Source organism: Paenibacillus sp. cl6col, assembly GCF_900102125.1.
Classification (GTDB): Bacteria; Bacillota; Bacilli; order Paenibacillales; family Paenibacillaceae; genus Paenibacillus_B; species Paenibacillus_B suaedae.
On the sequence record NZ_FNAZ01000004.1, the window covers coordinates 208,416 to 220,418 of the forward strand.

The following is a 12,003-nucleotide window of genomic DNA, read 5'->3' on the forward strand; positions in this document are numbered from 1 at the left end:
GAAAAAATGATAGAATCAAAAATTTTCAAAACATTTCTTGCAGGAGTTCTGCTCTCTACATCTATTTCAATTCCAGCCAAAGTAGATGCTAATAAAGAAAAGTATGAAAACCTGCAAACCGGCCAATAAAAGAACCCTCCAAAACTAGAATTCTGGAGGGTTCTTTTATTTATGTCATTAGGTTGATTAAGTCCTGGTTCCTATGCTGCGGGAAGAATCGATGCGATGCTTCCTTGGCTGCTTATACAGGCCTTGTAGAAGGCCATTGCAGTACAATGCCGAGCTGCTGCAGCTGCTTCTGAAAGGCGCTAAGATGCTTCTCGTCACTGCGCACAGCACGCGGCACAATACCTTGATTCAGTGCATATGCAGCCAGTGCGCCAGCTGATTCGCCAATGTTCCATTCTGCTGGATGCACGCGGTAACAGCCATTGGTAATATGCGTTGTTCCGATATTTTTACAGGCGGGAATCAGATTGTCCATGCGAATCGGAAGCAAGCTCCCTAACGGAATTTGGAACGGCAAGGAGGAGATATCGATATAGTTTTTGCCTCCGGTCGACGGATGAAGGTCAATCCGATAGCATCCGATGCCAACGGAATCAGCAAATGTCTCAGCAGGCTGACCAGGACGACAGTCGGTGGCTATGTGCTGCTCAAGCACAGTGAATTCTGCTTGAATCCGTCTTGATTCCCGTACATAAGGATACATGGCGAATCCGTCTGCTGTGCCGGCGACATCCGGCCGCAATCGCAGGCCCGGATAGCCGACGCCTCCGTCGGGACGCGGTGCTTCTGTCTGCAGCCAGTACAGAAGCGATAGGCTGAGCTGCTTGGCATCGAATAGGCTCCGCTGCTTCTCCTCTTCGCTTACATCGATAATCGAACCAAGCCAGTAGTCATTCTGCGGCCAATTGACGACCGACACCGGAGTAGGGAGTACTCCAGACGTTTGATCATACAGAGAAGGGTTCGTAATTTGCCGATAATGGAACAGCGGGAACTTCCCTGTCTCCCAGAAGAGGGAGTAGGTGATGGGCTCCAGCGTCGTTGGCTTAACTGCCGTCCAGCTTAGCAGGCGATCTGGCCAGAACGAAGGCTGATATTGGCTCCAGAAGTCATAGCGTGCAGGCTTCGGAATTGTATGATCGCCTTCCTTGTCATAATCAACGGCGTAGCAATAAGTGAAGCCCTGCATATTCTGCGGTTCAGGGTCGCCCGGCACGGCGTGCGGTTCGCCAGTATCACGCTGCGATTCTGCACCTGTGACATACTCTGTACCCGAGAGGGCAAGCAAGTCTCCGCATTCGGTTGCGTCGAGGAAATACGCCCCAGTTAGGACATATTCGTTGCCAGCTGCATCCTGAGCGGTCACCGCACGGATGCGGTCGCCATCAACCTCGGTATTGGTAGCGCGGCATTGCGTCAGAATGGTAAGCTGTCCGTTGTTCACATAAGGGAATAACATCGACTCCAGCACAGACAGAGCTACGCGTGGATCATGGCAGAGGCGGCTTACAAGGCCGCTTCCAGGGTTCAGCTCTGGGTTCGAGCGAGCATTCATGGCCAATGGGAGATGTTCGCGATAGTAGCGGCGTATTTCATTGCGGAATTGCCTGTATGTCTGCGTGCAGCCGAATTGTTCGATCCACGGATGCTCGTCTGGCGGAACCAGTTGGCTTGTCAATTGGCCGCCGATACGGGCGGTCTCCTCCGTCAGTACCACTGTCTTACCTAATCGACAAGCGGAGAGAGCAGCTGCACAGCCTCCTACACTTCCACCAATAATAACGAGCTCGGCGTTCTTCTCCATATTCGGTGAGGGTGACACTCGATCAGCTCCTTCGCAATATTTTCCAATTAATACTTACCCCAATCAGTATAGGAAAGAATCATACTGCTTCCCATAGAATCTGATTGCTATTGTTGGTAGATTGAATGCTAGTTGACTGAAGTAGGGAGAGTATGCGGATTGGTGTCTAATTTTCCAGGCCGGTTCGTTGCATAAAAAAAGTAGACACGCGAGGCGGAAAGAGGGATGCGCCAATACGTGTCTATGTTCAGAAGGGGGGATTCCTCATGCCATAAGAAATCCGTAATTTCGTTATTGCTTGATACGTTGTTCGATCTTCGCTGTAATGTCTTTCTTCTCTTTCATGTACTGCTCCACGACTTCGTAGAGGGTCACGCCTGTATCAAGTGACTTCTTATCCTTAAACATGGCATAACCGTCGCCACCGGCGATTAAGAAGTCATTTACAGCTACGCGGTACGTTTTGTCGGCTTCCACCGCTTTACCGCCAACCTTCACATCCGATACACGGCTTCCTTTTGGCTTTTTGATGTCGAAGGAGAATGTGATACCAGCAACTTGAGGGAAGCGGCCGGAACCAGCTTCGATCTCGCTAACGCCATTTTCCAAGGCTGCTGTCAAATCACTGCCCTTCGCCTCAACAACAGCAAGTGTATTCGGGAATGGAAGCACATCATACAAGTTGCGCTTCGTAATATCGCCCTTCATGATGGTTGTGCGAATACCGCCTGAGTTCGTTATGGCCAGATCGGCTTCGAATCCAGGCATTGTACGCGTGCGCGCCAGCATGGCATCTGCTACTAAGTTGCCCATAATCGTCTCCTGCTTCCGCACTCTGGCACGATCGCCGTCCAGATCTACGCTTGCAGTAGCAATTTTCTCGTTCAATAGGGAGTCGGTTTCTTTCTTCAGAGATTCAACAATGGCAGCTACTTCTGGATCTGGCTTCGTCGCTTCATCGTACTTGATCAGTCCACCGGAGAAATGAACCAAATCCTTGCCGTGGTAGTATAGATCAACACGGCCAAGCGATTTCGCATATTCCCAGTCCTGCACAATATAAGTACCGTTGACGAGTTCAGGCTGATCCACTGGTGTATGCGTATGTCCGCCTACAATGATGTCGATGCCTGGAACCTGCTTGGCCATTTCACGGTCATAGGATATTCCTGTATGGCAGAGGACGATGACATGGTCAGCTTCCTCGCGCAGCTTCGGTACCCATTCCTTCGCGACTTCGATCGGATCCTTGAACGTCAAGCCCTTGACGTTGTCAGGATGCGTAACGATTGGTGTATCTGCAGTGACCAATCCAAGAATCGCGAATTTCTTACCGCCGACCTCTTTCATGACGTACGGCTGCAGGAGGTTCTTCCCTTGTGCATCGAATACGTTCGCAGCGAGTACAGGGAATTTGAACATCTTCGTCAGTTTCGTAAGCTGCTCGTAGCCGAAGTCATACTCATGGTTGCCGGACGCCATGAAGTCATAACCAAGCGCGTTAGCCAGCTTTGTTGCGGTTTCCCCTTTGGACAGGTTCACATAAATCGTACCTTGAATCATGTCGCCTGCATCCAGCACCATGGAATTCGGGTTCTCTGCACGAAGCTCCTTCATCAACGTAGCGAGCTTAGCGTAGCCCATTTCCTTCGCTTTCTCGTCTTCTAACATATGTCCATGCGTATCGTTCGTATGTCCGAGCGTAATATGTGTCGTAATGGCATCGCCGAGTGCTGTGAAGAACTGCTCGCGTGTCACTGTATCTCCTGTTACTGCTACATCAAGCCCTGCCTTCTTGGCTACAGCTTGCAGTGTCGCAGCAGGAACCGGACGATGGAGTTCCTTCCATTGCGCTGCATCCACGATGTTGTTCTGCTTCGCCCAAGTGAGCGCTTTGGCTGCCCATCCTTGGATGGATGGATCAATGGCTTTCACTTCTTTTTCCTTGTCTTGTACGCGGGCAATCATCGCCACTGCTTCAGCAAGTGTGACTGGGCGATCAAGCGCCAGGCCATCATTGGATCCGGTTATGTAGCTTTTCGATTGCATCCATTCCAGGTGGTTAATTGGGTTCACAGGTGCTGCAAATAATGATCCAGCGAATAGAGTACTAATCAATGTTGTCAGAACTGCGGCAGTACCTAGCTTTTTCTTATTCATAAACGGACCTCCATGCTTGCTTCATATTTGAAATGTATATGTAATAGATATGAGTGATATATGTATCGTAGGACACGGGGGTTGGGAGATTGTTAACTAGAACCTAAGAAATTGTAAATTTCAACTTCGTCGATGTAGGGGGACTTTGGCGTTGTTATGTTGCACGCTGGGCAGCCCGATGGGCTTAATTTCCCCCAAATCAAAACAAATGATTGGATATGCTTGAATAGAATTCATTTCGTTCGAGGAGTGGATGTAGATAGATGCATGCTGAAATCAAATTCATTCATCACGTCGGCCATGTAGTCTCCGATATGGAAGCTGCGCTTGAGCTGTACAGAAAACTGGGATTTGTGTGTTCGCCGCCGTCCTATCCGGTGATGTCCGAAAATGAAGGAGAACCGTCGAAGCCGTTCGGAGCGGCTAATGCGCATGCCGATTTTGCAGGCAGTTTCATCGAAATCGTAACCGTTGCCCAACAAGGCGCGAGGATTCCTGACAATGCCCAGCTCATCCCGCTGCAGGCATCGCCGGACGTGCTGCAAGCAATAGTCGAGAAAATCAGACGGACTGTCGATACCATCTCTAGATGTCTGTCTCGTTATGAAGGAGCGCATATTCTTAGTTTCGGTACCGAGGACGCTGACAAGACAGCGCATCGTTTCAAAATGAGAGGAATCGGGCATAGCGGCGTTAACACCGTGCAGCGGCCTCTTGAGGTATCCAAGGGAGAGGTGATTCAATTGGTTCCCGTTCGTTATTTGGAAATCGACGGGGACAATGTACTTGAAGGGCGTCTGGCCGTAGCGGAAAATCCACCCTCAACCATCATGGAAAAGCAAGTGCACCCCAGCCATCCGAATGGAGCCACGGATCTGGTCGAATCAATCCTATGCGTAGACGATTCCGAACTAGACGAATTAACTCGGCGATATGGCCGGTACTTGGAATGTGAGGCTCAGACAGATGGAGTGGCACATTTTTTTAATTTGGAAAAGGCTCGTATCACGATTGTCCCCGAATCGAGGCTATCAGAGCTTCTGCCGGGAGAGACGGCACCCCCAGTTCCGGGATTTGTCGGGTATGTAGTAGCAGTACGTGATATCTCCCACACCCGATACTATCTTGAAAGGAATGGTGTGCCGGTAGTCGAGATGGCTTCGGGTGACCTCTTCATACCAGCTGCTTCGGCACTTGGTACTGCTATCGTGTTTAGGAAAGTAGCCGCAGAGGGGAAGCAGGATATTCGTTCACGAAAAAACCGCCCCCATCTCATGACAGATAGGGGTGGTTTGTCATAGAACTCAAAGGCATAGGCCATTGAACCTTCAAAAACCTACAGCTCATCGAAGCCGTTGTCATCGCCGACCTTGCCGTAAGTGCGGGACTTCGCTTCGAAGAAGTCGGTCTTCGTTGCATTCAAGGCTTCGTCCGAGAAAGGCTTAATCCACGGCATGCAGTTTACGTCAACGCCTTCATACAGCTTCTCCATACCGATAAGGCTTAACCGGCGATTGGCAATGTGCTTAATGTAATCCGACAATTCATGCAGATCAATGCCGCGTACCTGCTTGAGCGTATAATGGGCCCAGTTGGTTTCCAATTGTACAGCACGGTCAATCGTATCGTACACAAATTGGCGGTTAGTCTCGGTATTCAACTCTGGGAAGTCCACAAGCAGCTGCTTGAACACCTCACCGAAGAAGTAGCAATGCTGGTTCTCATCACGCTGAATGTAGGAGATCATTTGGCTCGTCGCCATCATCTTCTGATCCCGGGCTAAATTGTAGAAGAAAGCGAACGTACTATAGAAGAAGATCCCTTCCAATATCAGATCCGCTACGAGTGCTTCAAAGAACGTCTGAGGTGTTGAATTATCGCGGAATGTCTGATAAATGTCCGCAATGAATCGGTTCCGTTCAAGCAGCACACGATCATGTTTCCAATATTCGAAGATATCCTTCTGCTCTTGCTCGGATACGAGAGAGGACAGTACATAGGAATACGATTGGTTATGCACGACTTCCTGCTGCGCAATGATAGCCGATATGGCTTCTAGCGATGAGTCAGTGAAGTAGTTCTTCACATCACCGACAAACATCGTCTGCATGGAATCGAGCACAGCAAGCAGCGAGATATTGATTTTAAATGCATGCTTCTCTTCTTCGTCTAACAGCGGGAATTGCTGCGCATCCTTCGCCATCGGAATTTCATCCGCAATCCAATGATTTTGAAGGAGTACTTTGTACAATTTATACATATGCGGCATACGAATGTCGTTCCAATTCAATATGCCGGAGCATTCGCCTAGAATAATTCGTGTCGATTGATTCGGTGCTTCTGTATTGAAGATGAGCTGCCGATTCAGCTCACGATCTAACAATGTCATAGAACTCTTCCTCTCTATACACCTTATTCCCCGTGCACAATCATGCACAAATTGGTTGCTGTCAAAGTCAACCAGTAGGAAAGGGCTGTGCTGCTGTATGTAACGTTCAGTAGCCCTTCCCGATCTTATGAACGGATTTCCGTAACAGTGCGTGTTCAAAAAGGCCACTTCATGATTTACTTCGTGATCAAAAGCGGACTTTTTGAACAACCTCTAACAGTGATTCGAGTCCGTCGCTGGACAATGGGTGCGTTACGAGCTGCACGCTTCGCATTCTTCCACGGTTAATGCTTGACTGCGCACGTAATACGTTGACTTCAGCCCAGCCTTCCATGCATGGAGATGGAGAGAAAGAAAGTCTACAGCGCGAATATCCGGACGTACATATAAGTTGAAGCTCTGTGCTTGATCGATATGGCGCTGACGTGCCGCTGCCATACGAATGGACCAGTTCTGGTCGAGACGGAAGGCTGTCTTGTAATACCACATTGTCTTCTCCGATAGATCCGGAGCAGGATTGGCAATCTTGTACGTCGTCTTCTCCTCATAGCTAAGCAGGTCATAGACTGGATCAATGCTTGCCGTTGAGCCCGCAATAATGGAAGTAGAACCGTTCGGAGCTACCGCCATCAGCCATGCATTGCGCATGCCGTTCGCCTGTACCTTATCCGCAAGTTCTTGCCACTGTTCGGTCGTCACGAATTTGCCTTGGTGGGTGCCTGTTGTATATTCTCGATCGGAGAAATAGCGGCCGTTCTCCCATTCCGATTGAGCGAAGAGCGGATATGCTCCTTTTTCCTTAGCAAGCTCCATGCTGGCCTGAATCGCTAGGTAGTTGATCTTCTCATAGAGCGCGTCATTATATTGCACGGCTTCTTCGGACTCCCACGCGATGCCTTCTAGGGCAAGCAGGTGGTGCAGGCCGAAGGTTCCAAGTCCAATTGCGCGATAGCGGCGGTTCGTATGCTGCGCCTGAAGCACCTCAATGCGATTAATGTCGATAACATTGTCGAGCATGCGTACCTGAATTGGAATAAGTCGCTCCAGAATATCGGCACGCACAGCACGTGCTAGATGGACTGAGTTCAGATTGCATACGACAAAATCACCAGGGATCTTGCTAATAATAATGCGAGACTGTCCATCCTGAGTGGTCAGCTCCTCTTGCTCAACGAGGGTAGGCGACATATTCTGCATGATTTCCGTACACAGGTTGGAACTGTAGATCATGCCATGCGCCTTGTTCGGATTCGCGCGGTTCGCGGCATCCTTATAGAACATGTACGGTGTTCCTGTCTCTAGCTGCGACTTCAAGATACGCTTCATAATGTCGATCGCAGGCAGTGTAATGCGCGGCAGGTTTGAATTCGCAACTGCCTCGGCGTATTTATCGCGGAACTGGCCTTGACCACGCTGCTCGTCGTAGAAATCCTCAAGTCCAAGTGGGCGTCCATGGTTATCCTTCCAGCCCATGATCTTCTTCACTTCGTGAGGGCAGAACAGATGCCAATCCTCCCGGTTCTCCACCGCCTCCATGAACAGATCCGGCAAGCTCACCCCGTGGAAAATATCATGCGCCCGCATGCGCTCATCCCCGTTGTTCAGCTTCAAATCGAGGAAGGACAGAATATCCTTGTGGAACACGTCCAAGTACACTGCGATCGCGCCTTTGCGTGTGCCCAATTGGTCGACGCTGACGGCTGTATTGTTAAGCTGGCGAATCCAAGGGATAACACCTGAGCTTGTATTTTTATGTCCGCGAATATCGGAGCCGCGTGCCCTGATCTTGCCGAGGTATACGCCGATACCGCCGCCCATCTTGCTGAGGCGGGCTACATCGGTGTTGGACTCGAAGATACCCTCCAGCGAGTCATCTACTGTGTCGATGAAGCAGCTGGATAATTGTCCGGCCACCTTCTTGCCTGCATTCGCCATCGTCGGTGTAGCAGCGGTCATGTATAGATTAGCCATTGCCCAGTATGCTTCTTTAGCCAGCTCTACTCGGCGCTCTGCCGGCTCCTTGTGCATCAAGTACATAGCAATGATCATATAACGTTCCTGCGGCAGTTCCATCGTGCGGCCTTCGAAGTCAGTGGCGAGATACCGCTCTGCTAATGTCAGAAGTCCAATGTAGTCGAAGATAAGATCGTGCTCCGCTTGAATGGATTGTCCAAGTTCTCGAATTTGTTCAGGTGTGTAAGCTTCCAGCAATTCTTGACGGTAAATCCCAAGATCGCATAGACGAGAGATAAGCTTGTAGAAATCTCCGTAAGGCTTATCCGGATATGCCTTATAGTTGCGATGGAGGGCGGCCTCCTTATATAGCTTCGTTAATAAGGAATGTGCGGCAACGAACTTCCAATCCGGTTCTTCCTTCGTCACTAATTCCAACGCAGTCATCATGCTGGCTTGGGTAATATCTGCAGCCTGTACGCTGCTGCTGCGCAGCTTCGACAGCAAACTGCGGTACCAGCGCTCACGATCAAGCTGAGGGTAGGGAGCCATCATTCGCTCTCCGTAGCGCTTAATGCGATCCGCATCGAACGCAAGGGAGCGATTGTTAGGTTTGTGAACGGTGTGGACGATAGGTGTAGTCGTCTGCATTCGTGAGTATTCCTCCTCGAATATCGAATTGAGATGGAGCTTAGCTATCTATGTCGGAGTCGTTCAGAAGAAATAAAACTTCAAGTTGAGTGCTGGTTATGTATCCAAGATAAAGGGCTGATAATAGGCCTGAATGAAGCACTCTTCTGTCTAAGCGCATAAGAACAGCGCGTGCGCCATGCATGGACGCACACCTTCATCATTCTCGACATTCCGATATGGCTTATACAAGTTGTCATCTACCTAGCGATTGTTACCAAGCTCCAAAAACGAACCTCGAATACAGCGTAAGGGTTATCCGTTGTTGCTGTTCTCGAGGCCATTTGCACTTTATGCGTATTGGTAGTAGTAATTCCTTAACAATCACAACATGTAGATATTCTTTTGTAAATATACTACAACATATAGGGTAAGTAAATAGGCGCAAGGTGATAAATGTCACTGGTTTTGGAGTGTTACATTGGCAAAATTCCTTGCCAGCAGGCTTGTCCGAGGGATGTAAGCGGGGGGCAAAAAATATTTTTTTACTGCGATTCCTTGCTGAGGGAAGGATGGAGGGAGATGTTGTGAACGCATATGGTGAAAACCCTGTTTGTCCACGTACAGTGGACATAATAGATTCCAGTTGATGTCGAATAAAGAGGAAAAAGGACGGCAGCCAGAGTTTGTGCGACATTTCATTTGAATGCATTATCGATGTACTGGCTGCACGTATGTATGGGAAGAGGGTTGAACTGTACTCTCTTTTTCCCGCTGAATCGATCACGGAGTAGAGGCACATTCGATATAAAATACATATAGAAATTTTCTTAGATTTAGTTTGCAGGAAGTGGACTTGCGGGATTCCTCCAGCTCTCGCATTCGCAGGCGTACTTCTTGAAAATCGAACAAACGCGCCGCGAAGTATTCAAAGGTGGGGTTGCCGTAATCGCTCAATCCGATAGAGGACAAGTTAGTAAGCGCTTGCAAAGTTAATCGTCTAATTCGCTGTTCTGTTGCACGCACATCGCGCTTGAGATGATCTCCTGCAGCTTGACCGTGCGATGTTACTTGTTCGTAGATCGTTTTAAGTGGCGGCAAATCTTGAAGCAGTCGTTGTTCCTGTTCTTGTCCCTTCAGCCATTTTACAATCCGAATCATATCAGGGGCACCAGCTTCCCCGACAACCCCTAGTTGCAGGAGCAGTGATCTGGCTTGCTGTTCTATATTCTTCTCCTGTTGCACAGGTGCTTGCCCCTGCCATGCATGCAGGGCTTCCGTTCCAGATACTTCGAAGACGCGAAGTGAATTTCGGATAGATTGCATGGATTTCTCCAATCGCAAATGGTCGGATACACGCCGAAGAACAGACAACACCTCCAAGCGATTGATAGGCTTTTGGATGAATGTGTCCACCCCTTGTTGGTAGGCCTCGCCGATCATTTCCTTGTTTTCGACTTGGGAGATCATGATAAAGCGGCCGTTATAATCATGCTCCCGCAGTGACTTTACCGTCTCAATTCCATCGCGGCCCGGCATAAGCAAGTCAATGATGACAATGTCTGCATGGCTGACAACCTCTGCCGATACATAGGAGCCATCACCGGCTTCGCCAACGACTTCGCCAAGGCCACTTTCGCTAACGATCCGCATAAGCATTTTACGAATAGCAGGGTCGTCCTCGACAAGATAGAATTTTAACAAGTGAACACCCTCCTCTCAAGTTAAATGCTCTACAGGAATCCGAATTTGAAAACATGTATGTCCGGGAGTGCTGGTTACGTCAATGTCGCCCTTGAATAGCTGGACGATGTCAGTGGCATGCGATAAGCCAATGCCTGTTGAAGAGTTACCCTCAGCATCGAATTTAGTTGTATATCCGGGATGGAAGATCAGTTCAAGATCGTCTGCCGAGATGCCAGGCCCGTCATCGATGATAGAGAACAAGAGGAGCCCGTCATGCAAATCAACCTGCAAATCGATTCGACCTTCCTGTGGTATCGCTTCAACAGCATTGGATGCAATGTTGTTCAACACAGAGAGAAGCGGATAGATCTCGGTGGTAGAGAGATTCATGTTGCAGCTGGAATGTAAATGGATCTGCTTTCCGAGCAGCAGGCCGTAGTTGGTATTTGCCCTTACGACCATGGCGCATAATTCAGCAATCTGAATGCGTTTGGAGAGCATGCGTTCCTGATGAATGATTTTGAATAGGCCAGATAGAATGCGCTCGGAGTCTTTCTTCAGCTCATGTACATGCTTGGCAATCTGCAATGCTTGTGCTGCATCTGCATAGAGCCGCTGCTTGAGCGATTGATACAGCCGATAGCTTTCGCGCGTAATTTCTTCAATATGGGACATGGACTTGCGTAAATAGAACGCTTCTTCGAACAGATCGGAATTGATCATCATGAGACGTTCCAATTCCAGACGACGCTGTTCTGCCTGTGCCCGAACTTGTCGAATGGCCAGCATATTGCACAGACCTACGGCGAAGAAGCTGCGCAGCAGGCCAACGAGAATGATGAGCAGGTATTCCTGATAGCTAATGTTGGACGGAGTGCCCGAGGCAATGCGAACGAGCAGCTCCACACCATTGGATGCCATATCGGCAAGTGCGCCGTATATCGCGACCTTCACATGATATTCCACATTCGCTTTCAATTTGAGCAGGGAGATGATGGCGGCGAAGGTGACGTAGTAAAAAAATACAGGCATGTGCTGTGCAAATCCAAGAGGAATGGGGATATCATAGAGCAGCAATCCAAGCGCGATCCGGAATACTACAACGAATGCCCCTACTGAGATACCCGTGGCAAGCACAGGAACCGAGAACCACAGCAGCCCGAAAAAGAAGGCCATGATGCCGAGCGAAAAGCGAAAATCACCGCCGAATGGGGTGATTTTCATCTCACCGAGCAGCCCTGTGGACAATAATATGATGCTCCAAATAAGCAGCCTCTGGTCACGCAATCGAATATGAACACTCCTTTCCGCAAGCTCCGATACTGCACGTGTATGCTGATGCCTCTTCTTATCGTACCGGAAAAGAGGGTAT

Annotated in this window: 8 protein-coding genes; 2 read left to right on the forward strand and 6 right to left on the reverse strand. The window is 49.2% G+C overall.

The features are described 5' to 3' along the window. The first annotated feature begins 6 nt into the window (after positions 1–6). On the forward strand, positions 7–129 hold the full coding sequence (locus tag BLS15_RS29815; protein ID WP_265332113.1) for a hypothetical protein: 123 nt from the start codon (positions 7–9) through the stop codon (positions 127–129). Positions 130–241: 112 nt separating this feature from the next. Here BLS15_RS29815 and BLS15_RS12815 read toward each other — a convergent pair whose 3' ends face one another. Next, complete coding sequence (locus tag BLS15_RS12815) at positions 242–1,813, reverse strand: FAD-dependent oxidoreductase (RefSeq protein ID WP_036667609.1); 1,572 nt, start codon at positions 1,811–1,813, stop codon at positions 242–244. Positions 1,814–2,104: 291 nt separating this feature from the next. Next, the gene (locus BLS15_RS12820; RefSeq protein ID WP_021256298.1) at positions 2,105–3,973 is read right to left on the reverse strand and encodes a bifunctional metallophosphatase/5'-nucleotidase; all 1,869 of its coding nucleotides are present in this window, start codon (positions 3,971–3,973) and stop codon (positions 2,105–2,107) included. A 263-nt stretch (positions 3,974–4,236) separates the two neighbouring features. Here BLS15_RS12820 and BLS15_RS12825 point away from each other — a divergent pair, with 263 nt between their 5' ends. After that, entirely contained in the window at positions 4,237–5,274 is a 1,038-nt protein-coding gene (locus BLS15_RS12825) for a VOC family protein (protein ID WP_021256297.1), read from the forward strand. 35 nt (positions 5,275–5,309) lie between these two features. Here the strand turns inward: BLS15_RS12825 and BLS15_RS12830 are convergent, their stop codons facing one another. The 4 genes from BLS15_RS12830 to BLS15_RS12845 all read right to left on the reverse strand — a co-directional run bounded on the left by BLS15_RS12830 (position 5,310) and on the right by BLS15_RS12845 (position 11,918). After that, positions 5,310–6,341, reverse strand: a complete 1,032-nt coding sequence (locus BLS15_RS12830) for a ribonucleotide-diphosphate reductase subunit beta (RefSeq protein ID WP_175460769.1) — start codon at positions 6,339–6,341, stop codon at positions 5,310–5,312. 273 nt (positions 6,342–6,614) lie between these two features. After that, positions 6,615–8,948: a ribonucleoside-diphosphate reductase subunit alpha gene (locus BLS15_RS12835; RefSeq protein WP_090512147.1), complete on the reverse strand. Its 2,334-nt coding sequence runs from the start codon at positions 8,946–8,948 to the stop codon at positions 6,615–6,617. 780 nt (positions 8,949–9,728) lie between these two features. Continuing rightward, on the reverse strand, positions 9,729–10,649 hold the full coding sequence (locus BLS15_RS12840) for a response regulator (protein ID WP_021256294.1): 921 nt from the start codon (positions 10,647–10,649) through the stop codon (positions 9,729–9,731). 15 nt (positions 10,650–10,664) lie between these two features. Further along, positions 10,665–11,918, reverse strand: a complete 1,254-nt coding sequence (locus BLS15_RS12845) for a sensor histidine kinase (protein ID WP_021256293.1) — start codon at positions 11,916–11,918, stop codon at positions 10,665–10,667. Positions 11,919–12,003: the final 85 nt, after the last annotated feature.

What these genes read in the sequence shown, in the direction of transcription:
- BLS15_RS29815 (WP_265332113.1), top strand. Translation starts at nt 7, where the DNA reads ATGATAGAATCAAAAATTTTCAAAACATTTCTTGCAGGAGTTCTGCTC.
- BLS15_RS12815 (WP_036667609.1), bottom strand. Translation starts at nt 1,813, where the DNA reads ATGGAGAAGAACGCCGAGCTCGTTATTATTGGTGGAAGTGTAGGAGGC.
- BLS15_RS12820 (WP_021256298.1), bottom strand. Translation starts at nt 3,973, where the DNA reads ATGAATAAGAAAAAGCTAGGTACTGCCGCAGTTCTGACAACATTGATT.
- BLS15_RS12825 (WP_021256297.1), top strand. Translation starts at nt 4,237, where the DNA reads ATGCATGCTGAAATCAAATTCATTCATCACGTCGGCCATGTAGTCTCC.